Origin of the sequence: Pseudomonas sp. 34 E 7, from assembly GCF_900005715.1 — a bacterium.
Lineage (GTDB): Bacteria > Pseudomonadota > Gammaproteobacteria > Pseudomonadales > Pseudomonadaceae > Aquipseudomonas > Aquipseudomonas orientalis_A.
In genome coordinates, this window is record NZ_CVTX01000169.1 from 116,993 (window position 1) to 134,265 (window position 17,273).

Annotated in this window: 15 protein-coding genes and 1 pseudogene; 7 read left to right on the forward strand and 9 right to left on the reverse strand. The window is 60.3% G+C overall.

The annotated features are described in order from the left end of the window. Positions 1 to 110: 110 nt before the first annotated feature. Both BFP96_RS31420 and BFP96_RS23005 read right to left on the reverse strand, forming a co-directional pair. Positions 111 to 200, reverse strand: a pseudogene (locus tag BFP96_RS31420) (outer membrane lipoprotein carrier protein LolA); the annotation flags it as partial. Positions 201 to 217: 17 nt separating this feature from the next. Continuing rightward, positions 218 to 946 (reverse strand): TraX family protein, encoded by a 729-nt coding sequence (locus BFP96_RS23005; RefSeq protein WP_065937078.1) that lies wholly within the window; start codon positions 944 to 946, stop codon positions 218 to 220. 90 nt (positions 947 to 1,036) lie between these two features. Here BFP96_RS23005 and BFP96_RS23010 point away from each other — a divergent pair, with 90 nt between their 5' ends. From BFP96_RS23010 to BFP96_RS23020, 3 genes are all read left to right on the forward strand, one after another. Further along, entirely contained in the window at positions 1,037 to 2,077 is a 1,041-nt protein-coding gene (locus BFP96_RS23010; protein ID WP_057723604.1) for a threonine aldolase family protein, read from the forward strand. 187 nt (positions 2,078 to 2,264) lie between these two features. Beyond that, positions 2,265 to 2,468 (forward strand): hypothetical protein, encoded by a 204-nt coding sequence (locus BFP96_RS23015; RefSeq protein ID WP_065896286.1) that lies wholly within the window; start codon positions 2,265 to 2,267, stop codon positions 2,466 to 2,468. An 83-nt stretch (positions 2,469 to 2,551) separates the two neighbouring features. Next, positions 2,552 to 3,085 (forward strand): REP-associated tyrosine transposase, encoded by a 534-nt coding sequence (locus tag BFP96_RS23020; RefSeq protein ID WP_065892459.1) that lies wholly within the window; start codon positions 2,552 to 2,554, stop codon positions 3,083 to 3,085. A 765-nt stretch (positions 3,086 to 3,850) separates the two neighbouring features. Here BFP96_RS23020 and gbcB read toward each other — a convergent pair. Continuing rightward, positions 3,851 to 4,951, reverse strand: coding sequence for a glycine-betaine demethylase subunit GbcB (gene gbcB / locus BFP96_RS23025; RefSeq protein WP_065885442.1), 1,101 nt, complete (start codon positions 4,949 to 4,951; stop codon positions 3,851 to 3,853). A 282-nt stretch (positions 4,952 to 5,233) separates the two neighbouring features. On the opposite strand from gbcB, the gene gbcA reads away from it, so the two are divergent. Beyond that, positions 5,234 to 6,529 carry a glycine-betaine demethylase subunit GbcA gene (gbcA, locus tag BFP96_RS23030; RefSeq protein WP_065885441.1) on the forward strand — a complete coding sequence of 432 codons (1,296 nt, stop codon included), beginning with the start codon at positions 5,234 to 5,236 and terminating at the stop codon, positions 6,527 to 6,529. A gap of 841 nt (positions 6,530 to 7,370) precedes the next feature. Here gbcA and BFP96_RS23035 read toward each other — a convergent pair. The 6 genes from BFP96_RS23035 to BFP96_RS23060 form a co-directional block, all read right to left on the reverse strand. Beyond that, on the reverse strand, positions 7,371 to 8,141 hold the full coding sequence (locus BFP96_RS23035; RefSeq protein WP_065896287.1) for an electron transfer flavoprotein subunit beta: 771 nt from the start codon (positions 8,139 to 8,141) through the stop codon (positions 7,371 to 7,373). Positions 8,142 to 8,151: 10 nt separating this feature from the next. Continuing rightward, positions 8,152 to 9,378, reverse strand: a complete 1,227-nt coding sequence (locus tag BFP96_RS23040) for an electron transfer flavoprotein subunit alpha (RefSeq protein WP_065937079.1) — start codon at positions 9,376 to 9,378, stop codon at positions 8,152 to 8,154. Then, positions 9,378 to 11,321, reverse strand: coding sequence for a dimethylglycine demethylation protein DgcB (gene dgcB, locus BFP96_RS23045; RefSeq protein ID WP_065937080.1), 1,944 nt, complete (start codon positions 11,319 to 11,321; stop codon positions 9,378 to 9,380). Before dgcB ends, BFP96_RS23040 begins: the two co-directional genes overlap by 1 nt. Positions 11,322 to 11,478: 157 nt before the next feature. Continuing rightward, on the reverse strand, positions 11,479 to 13,539 hold the full coding sequence (dgcA, locus tag BFP96_RS23050) for a dimethylglycine demethylation protein DgcA (RefSeq protein ID WP_065892455.1): 2,061 nt from the start codon (positions 13,537 to 13,539) through the stop codon (positions 11,479 to 11,481). A 15-nt stretch (positions 13,540 to 13,554) separates the two neighbouring features. Further along, on the reverse strand, positions 13,555 to 14,085 hold the full coding sequence (locus BFP96_RS23055) for a DUF5943 domain-containing protein (RefSeq protein WP_008033249.1): 531 nt from the start codon (positions 14,083 to 14,085) through the stop codon (positions 13,555 to 13,557). A gap of 52 nt (positions 14,086 to 14,137) precedes the next feature. After that, positions 14,138 to 15,115, reverse strand: a complete 978-nt coding sequence (locus tag BFP96_RS23060) for a dipeptidase (protein ID WP_065885436.1) — start codon at positions 15,113 to 15,115, stop codon at positions 14,138 to 14,140. Positions 15,116 to 15,334: 219 nt separating this feature from the next. On the opposite strand from BFP96_RS23060, the gene BFP96_RS23065 reads away from it, so the two are divergent. From BFP96_RS23065 to BFP96_RS23075, 3 genes are read left to right on the forward strand one after another with little or no spacing between them, the layout of a single operon-like run. After that, positions 15,335 to 15,736 carry a lysozyme inhibitor LprI family protein gene (locus BFP96_RS23065; RefSeq protein ID WP_065885435.1) on the forward strand — a complete coding sequence of 134 codons (402 nt, stop codon included), beginning with the start codon at positions 15,335 to 15,337 and terminating at the stop codon, positions 15,734 to 15,736. A 47-nt stretch (positions 15,737 to 15,783) separates the two neighbouring features. After that, positions 15,784 to 16,572 (forward strand): hypothetical protein, encoded by a 789-nt coding sequence (locus tag BFP96_RS23070; protein WP_065892454.1) that lies wholly within the window; start codon positions 15,784 to 15,786, stop codon positions 16,570 to 16,572. A gap of 46 nt (positions 16,573 to 16,618) precedes the next feature. Beyond that, positions 16,619 to 17,035 carry a DUF3010 family protein gene (locus tag BFP96_RS23075; protein ID WP_065937081.1) on the forward strand — a complete coding sequence of 139 codons (417 nt, stop codon included), beginning with the start codon at positions 16,619 to 16,621 and terminating at the stop codon, positions 17,033 to 17,035. Positions 17,036 to 17,273 lie beyond the last annotated feature (238 nt).

The following is a 17,273-nucleotide window of genomic DNA, read 5'->3' on the forward strand; positions in this document are numbered from 1 at the left end:
GGCCCTTTGATGCGATGGTAGGGCTGGCGCGTGCGGGCCAAATGCCTGCGCACGCCACGCAAAGGTGCGTTTACGACATGGCCTGAGCAAATGCTGACTGAGGGCCGACAAACTGTAGGTGCGAGCTTGCTCGCGAAAACCCTGAGGGCGCCACGCTCAATCAGGCAGCGCGCGTTATCGTTGACGTTTTTCGCGAGCAAGCTCGCTCCTACATGGGTTAGGCGATGAGTTTGCGAAGGAGTAACAGCAGGAGGAAGTGCATTGGATAGAGGGCATAGGCCCAACGGCGCATGGCCGGTGGAGAGACGTTTCTGGCGTGTCGCAATAAGACCAATCCTGCCAGCGGCGCAACCAGACACGTCGCCAACCCAAGCATCGCCACCAGGCTGCCGCTATTGAGCAGAATCTGCCATTGATTGGCGGCGACGCAGACCAAACCCGGCACCACGCTGAAATACCAGGGCCGGCGAAACACCAGCAGCATCGCCAGCGGCAGCAATACACCAAAGAAACCGAACATCAACTGGGTTGAAAACACGGCCGCCACCGTGACGGCGATCAGCGCCAATCCTCGATCAACCACCGCCTTGTGCTGCCATCCTCGGGCAACCAGCAGGCCCAGCGTCAGGGTCGGCAATACGTTCAAGGTATCGGCATCCTCGATGAACATCCGATACGGCACTTCGCTGATCACGCTGAACAGCAACAACCAGCCCAAGTAGCGCCAGTGACCGGTCACCGGGGCGTTTCGAGCCCGGTGCAGATTCGCCGCAATCGCCAGGCAAAACCATGGGAACGCCAGGCGCCCGGGCACATACAAGCCATCGAGGCTCAGGCCCACATAGCGCAGGTGATCCAGCACCATGCTCAGCAGCGCCAGCCACTTGAGCAGGTCCAAAGCGCCATCTCGGACATGTCCGACAGGCAAGGTGTCAGTACCGTGCATAATTCCCCACCGACTTTGCATTTACAGTGCGTGCGCCGCCCTCCCAATCTTGGTTAAAGTGCGCACCAACATCGACCACAGGAATGGGCCATGACTGACAAGAGCCAACAATTCGCCAGCGACAACTATTCCGGCATCTGCCCGGAAGCCTGGGCCGCCATGGAACAAGCCAACCAGGGCCATCAACGTGCCTATGGCGATGATGAGTGGACCCACCGCGCCGCCGACGGTTTCCGCAATCTGTTCGAAACCGACTGTGAAGTGTTCTTCGCCTTCAACGGCACCGCCGCCAACTCCCTGGCGCTGTCCTCGCTGTGCCAGAGCTACCATAGCGTGATTTGCTCGGAAACCGCCCACGTCGAGACCGATGAGTGCGGCGCGCCGGAGTTTTTCTCCAACGGTTCCAAGCTGCTCACTGCACGCACCGAAAACGGCAAGCTGACGCCGGAGTCGATCCGCGAGATCGCCCTCAAGCGCCAGGACATTCACTACCCGAAACCGCGCGTGGTCACCCTCACCCAGGCCACCGAAGTCGGCAGCGTCTACACCCCGGAAGAAATCCGCGCCATCAGCGCCACCTGCAAAGAGCTGGGCCTGAACCTGCACATGGACGGCGCGCGCTTCTCCAACGCCTGTGCGTTTCTGGGCTGCTCACCGGCCGACCTGACCTGGAAGGCCGGCGTGGACGTGCTGTGCTTCGGCGGCACCAAGAACGGCATGGCGGTGGGCGAAGCGATCCTGTTCTTCAACCATAAGCTGGCCGAAGACTTCGACTACCGCTGCAAACAGGCCGGCCAGCTCGCGTCGAAAATGCGCTTCCTGTCCGCGCCATGGGTGGGCCTGCTCGAAAACGACGCCTGGCTCAAGCATGCTCGCCACGCCAACCACTGCGCGCAATTGCTCAGCAGCCTGGTGGCGGACATTCCCGGCGTGGAACTGATGTTCCCGGTGCAGGCCAACGGCGTGTTCCTGCAACTCTCGGAACCGGCTATCGCAGCCTTGACGGCCAAGGGCTGGCGCTTCTACACCTTCATCGGCAAAGGCGGCGCGCGCTTCATGTGTGCGTGGGATACCGAAGAAGAGCGTGTAAGAGAATTGGCGGCCGACATCAGGGAAGTGATGAACGCTTGAAGTAGAAATCAGAACGGTGCGTGCTGGCCGATTGCCGAGTCTGTTTTTTGATATTTCTGACAGCAGCGCACTCGAATTTCATTGTCTAGCCTCTTGGAACCCGCAAGGAAAACGCAGCGATCACTGCCACCTTCCGGGTTTATTGCCTGCCGAATAGTCGGCTGCAAATCCAATGGAGAGCTCAATCATGGAATATCAAAGCAACGTCAATAGCCTGGTGCAAGGCGACAACACTACCAGCACCACCGTTATCGACTGGGACGAGTTCAGGAAATACGCAAAGGTCGGCGACACCATCCGCGAGCCATCGAGGACGCTGAGGATCTACGACAAAGTCTATGAACTGACAGCCTCAGGCCAGCACTTCGTCGTACACATCTACGCCCAGTAACCCTTCACTCCGATCGTTCCCACGCTCCGCGTGGGAACGCTTCCCCGGACGCTCTGCGTCCACTCGAAGTCAAGGATGAACACGTGGGTAGAAGCCGCTACGTCATCACCGAACCCGAAAAGCCGCATTTCCTGACCTGTACAGTCATGGAGTGGCTGCCACTCTTCACCCGCAGTTACCTGGTAGAGCGCCTTTTAGATTGCTGGCGATATCAACAGCGTCATCACGCTTTAAGTCTGTTTGGCTACGTCATCCTGGAAAATCACCTGCACTTCATTGCTCAAGCGCCTGACTTGGATAAATGTATCAGCCAATTCAAATCCTACACCGCCCGCACCCTAATCAATGATCTGCAAGACAAAGGCGCCGAACGTGTTTTACAACGCCTGCGTTTCAGCAAACGCGCACACAAGTCCGATCGGGTTTATCAACTGTGGCAGGAAGGTTCACATGCAGAATTGGTGTACAGCGAGACCGTAATGCGCCAGAAGCTCGATTACATCCACCACAACCCTGTGAAACGGGGTTACGTGGACCTGGCAGAACACTGGCGGTACTCAAGTGCTCGCAATTATGCCGGTATGGAAGGATTGATCGAGATACAACACTGGTCCTGAAGATCAATACTCAAGCGGGACGCGGAGCGTCCCGGGAGGCGTTACCACGCGGAGCGTGGGGAACGATCAACCACCCAGCAACCCCTCACTCTGATCGTGCCCACGCTCTGCGTGGGTATGCAGCCCGTGACGCTCTGCGTCACCGCCACTCAAGCGGGACGCGGAGCGTCCCAGGAGGCGTTACCACGCGGAGCGTGGGAACGATCAACCACCCAACAACCCCTCACACCGATCGTGCCCACGCTCTGCGTGGGTATGCAGCCCGTGACGCTCTGCGTCACCACCACTCAAGCGGGACGCGGAGCGTCCCGGGAGGCGTTACCACGCGGAGCGTGGGAACGATCAACCGCCCAGTAACCTCCTCACACTGATCGTGCCCACGCTCTGCGTGGGCACGCAGCCCGTGACGCTCTGCGTCACCGCCACTCAAGCGGGACGCGGAGCGTCCCAGGAGGCGTTACCACGCGGAGCGTGGGAACGATCAACCGCCCAGTAACCCCCTTACACTGATCGTGCCCACGCTCTGCGTGGGCATGCAGCCCGTGACGCTCTGCATCACCACCACTCAAGCGGGACGCAGAGCGTCCCAGGAGGCGTTACCACGCGGAGCGTGGGAACGATCAACCACCCAGCAACCCCTCACTCTGATCGTGCCCACGCTCTGCGTGGGTATGCAGCCCGTGACGCTCTGCGTCACCGCCACTCAAGCGGGACGCGGAGCGTTCCGGGAGGCGTTACCACGCGGAGCGTGGGAACGATCGGCTGTCAGAACTCGATACGCACATCGCCCTTCGGCACACTGCAGCACGACAGGATATAACCCTCGGCTTCATCCTCTTCAGTAATCCCGCCGTTGTGCTCCATCTCGACCTCCCCGCCCAGCTTCATCACCTTGCACGTGCCGCAGATACCCATGCCGCAGGCTTTGGGGATCAACAGACCCAGCTTGGCAGCTGCCGCGTGGACAGTCTCGCCGGGGGCCACCCGAATGCTTTTGCCCGATGCGATGAATTCCACCTGGTGCAGGTCCGCCAGGTCGACTTCCGGCGCATCCGCCGCTTGTTCGGCCTGCTCCACTGCGTCGGCCCGCGCTTCCGCTGGCGTCGCGCCAAAGGACTCTTCGTGATAGCGCGTCATGTCGAAACCGGCGGCTTCCAGCAGGCGCTTCACCGCGCTCATGTACGGCGTCGGGCCGCAGCAGAACACTTCACGCTCAAGGAAGTCCGGCACCATCAGTTCCAGCATCTTGTGGTTCAGGTAGCCACGGTAGCCGGCCCAGGGCTCCCCAAGACCATGCTTCTCGCAGATCAGGTGCAGGCTGAAGTTGTCGATCCGCGACGCCATGTGTTCCAGCTCGCGGTGGTAGATGATGTCCTTGGGTGAACGGGCGCTGTGCACGAACGTCATGTCGACATTGGCGTTGGTGTCGTAGAACCAGCGCGCCATGGACATCACCGGCGTGATGCCGACGCCGCCGCTCAGGTACAGCACTTTGGGGCTCGGGAAGTCGATCGCATTGAACAGCCCGACCGGACCGTGCACCGCCAGTTCCTGGCCTTCATGCAGCGTATCGTGCAACCAGTTGGAAACGCGGCCGCCCGGCACGCGCTTGATGGTCACCGAGAAGCTGTACGGCACCGACGGCGAACTGGAAATGGTGTACGAGCGCATGATCGGCTGGCCTTCGATCTCCAGCTCCAGGGTGACGAATTGCCCCGGCTTGAAAAAGAACAGGATCGGCTGGTCGGCCATGAAACAGAAGGTGCGCACGTCCCAGGTTTCCTGGATGACTTTGACGCAACGGACGATGTGCCGACCATTGGCCCAGGTCTGGGTGGTTACCGGGTTCAGGAAATTATTGGACATGTTGTTCTCCACCGCCGAGGCTCGGCCTTATGGTGGCGATTCTGCGTAACGCGCGAATCGCCCATTTACCTATCTGCGACATTCACATACTTACCGCGACCAGCCCCCAACGACAGGGGCTTGCGCGTCGGGATCAGATTGGGCCATGTCGCCCATGGATAAGGTTCGCCCCCACGCCGGGCCCACACTCGCTCCCAACAAAGACGCGTTCTTTACGCCTTGCTGCAAACCTGATCAGCCACTATTCGCCGGCCACACAGAATGGCCATGAGGACATACACGATGGACGTCACCGCAACCTTAAGCTTGGGCGATCCGCTGGAACCCGCACGCAAGGCCACCGCGCACATGCTGCAAGAGCGCGAACGCACCTATTCGCTGCCGCAGCCGTTTTACTCTGATGAGCGGCTGTTCGATATCGACATGCAGGAAATCTTCCAGAAAGAGTGGTTGATCGCCGGCATGACCTGCGAAATCCCCACCAAGGGCAACTATCTGACCCTGCAAGTGGGCAAGAACCCGATCATCGTGATCCGTGGCGCCGAAGGCGTGGTGCATGCGTTTCACAACGTGTGCCGTCACCGTGGTTCGCGCTTGTGCACCAGCGACAAGGGCAAGGTTGCCAAGCTCGTGTGCCACTACCACCAGTGGACCTACGAGCTGGACGGTCGCCTGTTGTTTGCCGGTACCGAGATGGGCGCCGACTTCGACATGAAGCAGTACGGCCTCAAACCGGTGAACGTGAAGACCGCCGGCGGCTACATCTTCATCAGCATGGCCGAGAACCCGCCGGCCATCGATGACTTCCTGTCGACCCTGAACCACTACATGGAACCCTACGACATGGAAAACACCAAGGTGGCGATCCAGACCACCTTGTTCGAGAAAGCCAACTGGAAGCTGGTGCTGGAAAACAACCGCGAGTGCTATCACTGCAACGCGTCGCACCCGGAACTGCTGAAAACCCTGCTGGAGTGGGACGACGTCACCGACCCGCGCGCCGACCAGGCGTTCAAGGATCATGTGGCCGCCTCCGCCGCCGCCTGGGATGCCGAGAAGATTCCTTACGCCCACGCCAGCTTCGGCCTGCGTAACCGCATCGTGCGCATGCCGCTGCTCAAGGGCACCGTGTCGATGACCCTGGACGGCAAGCAGGGCTGCGCCAAGTTGATGGGCCGGATCAAAAATCCCGATCTGGGCTCGATGCGAATCCTGCACCTGCCCCACTCGTGGAACCACTGCATGGGCGACCACATCATCGTGTTCACCGTGTGGCCGATCAGCGCCCAGGAAACCATGGTCACCACCAAGTGGATCGTGCACAAGGACGCCGTGGAAGGCGTGGACTACGACGTGGAGCGCATGCGCCAGGTGTGGGACGCCACCAACGACCAGGATCGGCGCTTGGCCGAAGAGAACCAGCGCGGCATCAACTCCACCGCTTACCAGCCGGGGCCGTACTCCAAGACCTATGAATTCGGTGTAGTGAATTTTGTGGATTGGTACAGCGAGCGCATGCTCAACAACCTGGGGGCAGCGCCTGCGCCTTACCTCAAGGGCGTGGCCGCGCACGAGTAACTGACACACCGTGGATAAAATGTGGGAGGGGGCTTGCCCCCGATTGCAGTGGTTCAGCCGGCAACTTCATGGGCTGATGCACCGCTATCGGGGGCAAGCCCCCTCCCACATTAGAATCTGAGCTGTTCAAAATTTGACCAACAATAGTCAAGCCCCCTGCGGCTGGGCGCTTCAGCGGTTACCCAACAACTTATCCACAAAGCCACCCACAGCAATTGTGGGCAACTGCCGGCCTCCTTCAAAATTAAACCAGGAAAATCCGTGACTTATTCATATGCATGGATTTAACACGCGCCTGATCGTTTTTTGATCAACCCATTGAAAACCACGGGCTACGTGCCCTGCAGCGGTACGCGAACACCTTATCCACAGAAGCACCAACAGACTTTGGGGGCAACTTTGCCCACACTGTGGAAAACCACCTCAAAGCTGCATATCTCGGGGGATTCAGGGGTTTTTAGCAGGGTAAACACGACAATTGATCATATTTTGATCGCATCGAGCAAAGCCTTTATCTATAAGGCCCCCAGCCGACAGCGAACATCTTATCCACAGAAGCGCCAACAGACTTTGGGGGCAAGTCTGTACGCCCACCCGGGAAAAAACCCAGTAAAAACCGCCAGTTAGGCTGGTTATTTTTCGTACAGAGGGCTGCAGGGCATGATGCGCCGGGGGTGTAGACAACCGCGAACAGGTTATCCACAGGCGCATCAACAGCGATTGTGGGTAAACATTTGTAGGAGCGAGCTTGCTCGCGAAGAACCAGAGAGCGCCGCGTTAAAACCGGACACGCTGCGTTATCGTTAACGTTTTTCGCGAGCACGCTCGCTCCTACAGGGGATCAGCGTACGACGCCTTCTTCTATGAGCAATTTGAGTATCGCCTGCGCGCCCTCTTCAGCACTCACGCCCTTGAGCACCTGCCCTCCGCCCCCGCTGGCCTTGGCCGTCGCGGCCTTCATGCGATCAGCGCCGCTCTTGGCCTTGATCACCTTGAGGCGCTTGGGCCGAGGCTTGGCCGGTTGCAGCAGCGCGTCTGTGAATAACTCATCCTGTTCAATCTCGACGTCGTGGGCGGCAAGCTCACCACGTTGCGCCGGGCCGTAGGCACTCTGGCGCGGCTTGGGGGCGGCGTTATCCACCGTCGCCAGAAACGGCAGGCGTACCTTCAGGCGCCGTCGCTGGCCGCGTGGCAACGCCTGCAGCACATGGGCCACGCCGGCGTCGATGGACTCGACTTGAGCCAGCCCCACAATCAGCGGCCACCCCAGTTGCTCGGCCAACAGGAACGGCAGCATGCCCGAGCCCTCACCGGTTTCCGCCTGGCTGCCGGTCAGGACCACCTGGGCGCCGGCGTCGCGCAGATAGTCGCTCAACACCGGCAACGCATCGGCACCGGCCGGCTGTTCCAGCACATGCAGTTGCGCCAATCCCATGCCCAGATAGCTGCGCAAGGTCGGCTCGCTGATGTCGCCGGCGTGCAGCACCTGCAACTTATCCCCAGCCATTTGCAGGCCAAGCTCGACGGCACGTGCATCCTGTTCGGCACGGCGCGGGCGCCCGGAAGTGGGATGGGCGCCGATGGATACCAGGCTGATTACATTGGTTTTCATGGTCATGTCCCTAGGCTGCATCGCGCTTGGCGCCGTTGCGGTAGGCCTCGACCGCAGCGATCAAGGCGTGCAGAATCGCGGCGCTTTCGCCGATCACCGACAGGTCGGCACGCTTGATCATGTCGCAGCCGGGGTCGAGGTTGATCGCCACCACCTTGTCGCAGGCACCGATGCCTTGCAGGTGCTGGATCGCCCCGGAAATACCCACGGCCACGTACACCCGCGCCGTGACCCAGGTGCCGCTGGCGCCGACCTGGCGATCGCGCGCCATGAAGCCATCGTCCACCGCGACCCGTGAAGCGCCTTCGGTGGCGCCCAGCGCGGCGGCGGTCTGGTGGAACAGCGCCCAATCCTTCACGCCGTTACCGCCGGAGAAAATGAATTCGGCTTCGGCCATCGGAATCGCCGCCGGGTCCACTGCTACCGCACCAAGGTCTTCGATACGCGGCAGGCTGCGTGCCAGGGTTGTGGATAACTCCACGGGCGACACTTCATGGCGCGTCTCGCTGACCGGATCGGCGCATTCGACGGCAGCGAGAATCAGGCGCGGCAGCGGCCGCGCCAAATCTTCCTGGCCCGCGCCGGCGCGACCGATACACGACTCGCCTTTGATCTGCCACACCCGCGTGGCCGGGCGTTCCTTGAGGCTGGCGGCGAAACGGCGGCCCAGTTCACCGCCACCGCTGCGGCTGTCGGGCAACAACCAGTGACGCGGGTTGAACTGGTTATCCACAGCCCGCAGGCCCTGGACGCGTTGCTCCGGTGAATAACCGTCGAATTCATGACCATCCAGTACCAGCAGGCGGTCGACACCGGCTGTGGCAAATGCATTTTCCTTGTGTTCACCAAATACCACGGCCAGTACCGCGCCGTCATTGCCGGCCAGTTGCCGGGCCAGGCCGAGCACATCGCGGTCGTGGCTGCTCAAGCGGCCGCCGACCATATCCGGCACCACGTTGATGTAGAACGCCGGCGCCGCAACCTGATGCAGCGGCAGCGGCAGTTGCACTTGCACCGCCGCCGTACGCTTGGCTGCACCGCCCTGTTGCGCGCCGCTGCGGTCAATGCGCTTGATGCCGTTGGGGCCGATAAACCCCACACCGTGCACATTCTTGCGGATGACGCCGTTAGGCCCCATCCAACTCTGTTGCACCGGCTGCATCGCCGCATGCAGCGGGTGCAGGCGATTGCGGGCGATCCATTCGGCCCGTGGGTCGCGGCGGATAATGTCGCTCATCAGTGCACCTCCGCAGGTTCACGTTTGGGGGGCGCCTTCGCAGGCAGGGCGTCGTCAAGCAGCGCGTCGGCCACCAGTTCGGCGATGTCCTTGATCAGCGGGCGCGGTTCGACCACGCCTTCGAGCATTGCGGTGCACTGCGGGCAACCCACGGCCACCAGCTCGGCGCCGGTTTCGCGGATGTCGTCCATGCGCATATCCGGGATACGCTGCTTGCCGGGAATGTCCGTGATCGGTGCTCCGCCGCCGCCGCCGCAGCAGCGCGAACGGAAGCCCGAACGTTGCATCTCCTTGACCTCGATGCCCAGCGCGCGCAGCACTTGGCGCGGCGCCTCGTATTCGCCGTTGTAGCGGCCCAGGTAGCACGGGTCGTGGTAGGTCACGCTGGTGCCTTTGTGCTGGCCCAGGTTCAGCGCGCCGTCGCCGATCAACTCGGCCATGAAGGTGCTGTGGTGCTGCACGAGGTAGTTGCCGTTGAAGGCGCCGTACTCGTTTTTCAGCACGTGGAAACTGTGCGGGTCGCAGGTGACGATGCGTTTGAAACTGTACCTGGCCAGGGTCTGGATATTGCGCGAGGCAAGCAGTTGGAACGTCGCTTCATCGCCCAGGCGCCGCGCCACGTCGCCGCTGTCGCGCTCTTCAAGACCGAGTACCGCGAAGTCCACACCTGCCGCCTTGAGCACCTTGACGAACGCGCGCAGGGTGCGCTGGTTACGCATGTCGAAGGCACCGTCACCGACCCAGAACAGCACGTCGCAGCTGCTCTTGTCGCTGAGCAGCGGCAGGTTCAGGTCCGCCGCCCAGTTCAGGCGACCGCCGGGGGCGAAGCCGCCGGGGTTGTCGGTGGCGATCAGGTTTTCCAGAACTTCGGCGCCCTTGTTCGGCGTGGCGCCCATTTCCAGGGTGAGGTGGCGACGCATGTCGACGATGGCGTCGACGTGCTCGATCATCATCGGGCACTCTTCCACACAGGCGCGGCAGGTGGTGCACGACCACAGGGTCTCGGCGTCCACCAGGCCGTTGACGATCGGCTGGTGCGGGTTGCCGGCGTGTTCACCAATCGGTTTGCCCGGGTACGGCCTGCCGGCGAACTTGGCATCGGTGCCACCGGCCAGGCCGACCACCATGTCCTGGATGAGTTTTTTCGGATTCAACGGCTGGCCGGCCGCGAACGCCGGGCACGCCGCTTCGCACTTGCCGCACTGCACGCAAGCGTCGAAGCCGAGCAATTGGTTCCAGGTAAAATCCCTGGGTTTTTCCACGCCCAGTGGCGCGGTCTTGTCGCTCAGATCCAGTGGTTTCAAACCGGTGGAACGGCCGCCACCAAAGCGTTCGGCGCGGCGGTGCCAGGCCAGGTGCAGGGCGCCGGCGAAAGCATGTTTCATCGGCCCGCCCCAGGTCATGCCGAAGAACATTTCGGACACTCCCCACAGCACGCCCACGCCGAGCAGCGCAGCGAGCAGCCAGCCACCGAAGTCGGCGGGCAGAATCCCGGCGACCGGCAGGGTCACGAGGAAGAAACTCACCGAAAACGCCATCAGGCTTTTCGGCAGGCGCATCCACGGGCCTTTGGACAGCCGAGCAGGCGGATTGCGGCGGCGCAGGTACATGAAGATGGCGCCGACAAACATCAAGGTCGAGGCCAGCAGCAAGGCGTAACCGAGGATACGGTTTTGCAGGCCGAACCCATGCACCAGGATTGCCAGCAACGCCGACAGCACAAAGCCCAGCGCCGTGGCGACGTGGGTATTGGCGATGTATTTGTCGCGGGCGACCACGTGGTGCAGGTCGACCATGTAGCGCTTGGGCATGGCCAAGAGGCCGCCAAGCAGGTCGACCTTGGAGGCGCGGCCACGGCGCCACATGTTTGCCCGGCGCAGGGCGCCGAGGACGGCGAGGCCCAGGGCGGCAAACAGGAGAATAGGCAGCAAGGTGTTCAACATGGTGAAGCTCCCAAAGACCACACAGGCCTACTGTGAAACTGGCCTTGAATGTGGGAGGGGGCTTGCTCCCGATGGCGGAGTGTCAGTTGATACAGCTGTCGCTGAACCACCGCTATCGGGGGCAAGCCCCCTCCCACATTTGACCGAGTTCACCTCATCAAAAGTCTTTGCACAGGCGCAGGGCGTCGTAGATCGCAGCGTGGGTATTACGCTGGGCCACGCAGTCACCGATGCGGAACAGCAAGTACCCCTCACCCGCCTCGCTCAGGCACGGCTGCGGCTTGATCGCGAACAGGGCTTCGACGTCCATCTGGCCCTTGTTGCGCGAGCCTGGCTTGAGGGCGTAGTAAATTTCCTCGTCCGGGCGCACGCCGTTTTCGATCACCACCTGGTCCACCACCCGCTCCTCTTGGGCCCCGGTGTATTCGTTCTCCAGCACCGCCACCAGTTTGTCGCCTTCGCGGTAGACCTTTTCCAGCATCATGTCGCCGGTCATGATCACTTCCTTGGGGTACATGCTGCGGTAGTAAGTCGGGAACGACGTACCGCCGATGGCCACGCCCGGCTTGATATCGTCGGTGACGATCTCGACCTGGCAGCCTTTGTCCGCAAGGAAATCCGCCACCGACATGCCGGTGAATTCGCAGATGGTGTCGTACACCAATACGTTCTTGCCGGGTGCGACTTTGCCGTCGAGCACATCCCAACTGCTCACCACCAACCCTTCGGCAGCGCCCCAGTGTTCGTTCTGCTCGATGAACGGATGCCCACCGACGGCCAGCACCACCACGTCCGGGCGCAGGTCGAGGATGGTGTCGGCATCCGCCGCCACGCCCAGGCGCAGGTCGACTTTCAAGCGTGCCAGCTCCAACTGATACCAGCGCGTGATGCCGGCGATCTGGTCACGCTGCGGCGCTTTCGATGCCGTGGTGATCTGCCCGCCGATAAACTCTTTCTTCTCCAGCAGGGTTACGTCGTGGCCACGTTCGGCGGCAACGCGTGCAGCCTCCATACCGGCAGGACCTGCGCCCACCACGACCACCTTGCGCTTGGGCCCGGTGGACTTCTCGATGATATGCGGCACGCCCATGTATTCACGGGAGGTCGCGGCGTTCTGGATGCACAGCACGTCCAGGCCCTGGTACTGGCGGTCGATGCAGTAGTTGGCGCCGACGCACTGTTTGATCTGGTCGATCTGGCCCATCTTGATCTTGGCGATCAGGTGCGGATCGGCGATGTGCGCACGGGTCATGCCGACCATGTCCACATAGCCGCCTTCGAGGATGCGCGTGGCCTGGTTCGGGTCCTTGATGTTCTGCGCGTGCAGCACCGGGACCTTGACCACTTCCTTGATACCGGCCGCCAGGTGCAGGAACGGCTCCGGCGGGTAACTCATGTTCGGGATCACGTTGGCCAGGGTGTTGTGCGTATCGCACCCCGAGCCCACCACACCGATGAAGTCGAGCATGCCGGTGTCGTCGTAATACTTGGCGATCTGCTTCATGTCTTCGTGGGACAAGCCGTCCGGGTGGAACTCGTCACCGCACAGGCGTATGCCCACGCAGAAGTCGTCACCCACTTCGGCACGTACGGCCTTGAGCACTTCCAGGCCGAACTTCATGCGGCCTTCGAAGCTGCCGCCCCATTCGTCGGTGCGCTTGTTGACCCGCGGGCTCCAGAACTGGTCGATCATGTGCTGGTGCACGGCGGACAGTTCCACCCCGTCCAGGCCACCGGCCTTGGCCCGGCGCGCAGCCTGGGCGTAGTTGCCGATCACGCGCCAGATCTCTTCCGGCTCGATGGTCTTGCAGGTGGCGCGGTGCACCGGCTCACGCACGCCGGACGGCGACATCAGGGTCGGCCAGTTGAAGCCGTCCCAACGCGAACGACGGCCCATGTGGGTAATCTGGATCATGATCTTGGCGCCATGCTTGTGCATGGCGTCGGCCAGGTTCTGGAAGTGCGGGATGATACGGTCGGTGGACAGGTTCACCGAACTCCACCATTCCTGGGGGCTGTCGATGGCCACCACCGACGAGCCGCCGCAGATCGCCAGGCCGATACCGCCCTTGGCTTTCTCTTCGTAGTACTTCACATAGCGGTCGGTGGTCATGCCGCCGTCGGTGGCATACACCTCGGCGTGGGCGGTACTGAGCACGCGGTTGCGGATGGTCAGTTTGCCGATCTGGATCGGCGCAAACATTGCTTCGAAAGCCATGGCACGGTCCTCGGCTTACAACGGTTTTACGGTGAACAGGCCATCATCGTGGCCCTCTTCGGAGCCTCCGTAGACTTGTTCGGCCACAGTGCGGATTTTGCTGCCGCGCGCTTGCAGGATCTGGTCCATGGCGCCGGCAAACCAGCCGGTGAACATGTAGTCGACTTTGCGCCCGACCTTGCCGTACACGTAGACGAACGCCGAGTGCTCAAGCTTGACGCTGGCGGTGCCTTTATCCAGGTCGATGTCCTGGATCTTGAACAGGCCCCAGCCGCGTTGCGACAGGCGCTTCATGTAATGCTCGAACACCGCGACGCCTTCCAGGCCGTGGCATTCGGCTTCTTTTTCACACCAGTGCCAGGCGGATTTGTAGCCGGCCTTGTAGAGGATTTCGGCGTAGGCGTCGGCGCCCAGTACTTCTTCGATACCCATGTGGTTGTTGACGAAGAAATGGCGCGGCACGTACAGCATGGGCAGGGCGTCGGAGGTCCAGACACCGGTTTCGCTGTCGACTTCGATAGGCAATTGCGGGGCGATCTTGGCCATGGAAACTTAACTCCAGAAAAATTCGTGGTGGTGTTGCCGATAGGTGTCTGGCTTATTCGCCCCAGACGTCCTTCAAGACGTTGACCCAGTTCTCGCCCATGATCTTGCGTACCACGCGTTCGGGGTGGCCGCGCTTGAGCAGGGTCTCGGTCAGGTTGGGGAACTCGCCCACGGTGCGAATGCCCAGCGGGTTGATGATCTTGCCGAAGCTGGTCAGGCGACGGGCATAGCCCTTGTCATGGGTCAGCATTTCAAAGAAATCCTGGCCATGGCCCTGGGTGAAATCGGTGCCGATACCGATGGCGTCTTCGCCGACGATGTTCATGGTGTATTCGATGGCTTCGGCGTAGTCGTCGATGGTCGAGTCGATGCCCTTGGCCAGGAACGGCGCGAACATGGTCACGCCGACAAAACCACCGTGGTCGGCGATGAACTTGAGTTCTTCATCGGACTTGTTGCGCGGGTGCTCTTTAAGCCCGGACGGCAGGCAGTGGGAGTAGCACACCGGCTTTTTCGATTCGAGGATGACCTCTTCGCTGGTCTTGGAACCAACGTGGGACAGGTCGCACATGATGCCGACACGGTTCATCTCGCCGACAATCTCACGCCCGAAACCCGACAGGCCGCCATCACGCTCGTAGCAGCCGGTGCCCACCAGGTTCTGGGTGTTGTAGCACATCTGCACCACCCCGACGCCGAGCTGCTTGAAGATCTCGACGTAGCCGAGCTGGTCTTCAAACGCGTGGGCATTCTGGAAGCCGAAGATAATGCCGGTCTTGCCCTGCTCCTTGGCCTTGCGGATATCGGCGGTGGTTTTCACCGGGATCACCAGGTCGCTGTTCTCGCGGATCAGGGTCTGGCTGGCAACAATGTTATTGATCGTGGCCTGGAAGCCTTCCCACACCGACACCGTGCAGTTGGCGGCGGTCAGGCCACCTTTGCGCATGTCTTCGAACAGGTCGCGGTTCCACTTGGCAATAATCAGACCGTCGATAACGATGCTGTCGGCGTGCAACTCGGCTGGGCTCATCAGGCGTCCCCTTATTGGCGATTCATGCGCCGAATCGTCTGCCGGCGCTTTGGGGCCAGCATATGCCCAGGGACCGACGGAGCCGGGTGCAAAAACGACAGGGGAATTGCCGAAAGCGTCAATCCACGACAAAGGCTGTTAAGAGAGGTCTGACTGGCGGCTGTTCTTTGTCTTACGCTTGAGCCAGAATTCCCGCATCACCTGATATGAGACGGCGCAATGAAATCGATTTTCCTGGCTTTGGCACTCATCGCAACCGGCGTCCACGCGGCCGAAGACACCGATAGCACGCCGTGCGACGGCATCGAAAACGACCAGCAAACCCTGGAATGCGCCACCTACAACAAAACCACCGCCGAGCAATTGCTCAAGGACAACTATCAGGGGCTGCTGGAACGTATGGGTTCGACCTATGGCAGCGACAAGACCAAACTGGCGGACATTACCGCCCGTCTGAAGGACGCCCAGCAAAAATGGGAAAAACTGCGCGACGCCGATTGTGCGGTGGACACTTTCCCGGCGGTCACAGGCACCAAGGCCTATGCGATTGCGCACAACGATTGCCTGGCGCGGATGAGTGACGAGCGGTCGGAGTTTTTGGAGTCGATTGGGCAGGAATAGACCACCTATTCAACGCGACTACCTGACTATTTTTTAATGGACTTTGCATGAAACTTACGCCGTCAGAATGGCTGGAAAAAATAGACTTCCTAATAAATAAAGCAGTAACCTCCGACCTCGACAGGGGGTGGAACGAAGACATCATCACCTACAAAATACTGAAAAGTTTTACCAAGAAGTTGAAAAAAGTAACGATCACATCTCCCGCCCCTCAAAACGTCGCATGGGACCTTTATAAATTTGCCGGAAAGAATTTTGAAACCAAGTATGGAGATATTGCCATACTTGTAAAATTCACTTTTCCAAACGGCACCGAAAAAGAGGGAGTTGCTTTTCTTGAAGCCAAGCGTTTCTATACGGAATGCAGTCGCTTCAAAGCGCTTGACTTTGGACAGCTGCAACTTCAACTTGACAATACCCATGCCCACCGAACATTGCTGTATGTTGGCAGCGCCAGTTCGCGACACGCCACTAACTTGGAATTACAGTACTGCAGCACTTTCCAACAGGACGCACTCAGCGAAGGTCACGCATTGACAGTGCCCTCAGAGACCACTATTTCTCTTGAGGATAAAAAGCTAACGCTCCTGGATCATTCGCTGCCTCTATCTTATATCTTGACAACGCGCTACCTGAAAGGAATGGAGCTCGATTACGACCCCGATACGGTTCGTAGTACGAAGGGCTTTATGAACGATAGAAGTGGCGTGAAGTTTCTACTGGTGACGCACATCACCTACGACCTGACGCTTGAGCCGGAACCTGGAAAAATAAAAATCGGTCGCCGGTACAAACTCGTCAGCCTGGTTCCAGACGACCCCATGCCAGCGACTTAAATAAACATCATAACGTCACTTTCCGCCTGACACCCCGAGTACTCATATGACTATCTGCGGCATTGAAATCAAAGGCAGCGAAGCCATCATCGCCGTCGCTTCACTGGACAGCCAGGCGCTGACCCACGTCGCCCTGGCCACCAAGAAAATCGCCCTCGATGACGACGATGAGGCCGCCAACGTCAAGGCCTTCGCCGCGCAGGTGAAGGCGTTCGTGCAGGCAAACGCCATCACCCGTATCGCGATCAAGAAGCGCAGCAAGAAAGGCGAATTCGCCGGTGGCCCGACGACATTCAAGATTGAAGGGGTGTTTCAACTGCTGGACGGGGTGGAGGTAACGCTTTTGTCACCGCAAACCATCAATGCGCAGAACAAGAAGCACAACTTTGACCTGCCCGCGACGCTGAACAAGTATCAGCACGAGGCTTACAAGGCGGCGTGTTCGGCGCTGCTGAAAAAATAAGCCACACCACAATCTACTGTGGGAGGGGGCTTGCCCCCGATGGCGGTGTGTCAGTCACTTATGTGCTGCTGACCCACCGCCATCGGGGCATAGGTATCTACACAACTCTGTAGCGCTCAACCGTAACCACGATGCGAAGCGAGCCGCTCTTGATCTGCTTTTGATCCTAGGCGCCCCGTTAAACCACGCTGGCCGAACGCAGGCTTGAATCCGTGGGTAACCCGGCAGGACGCCGGGT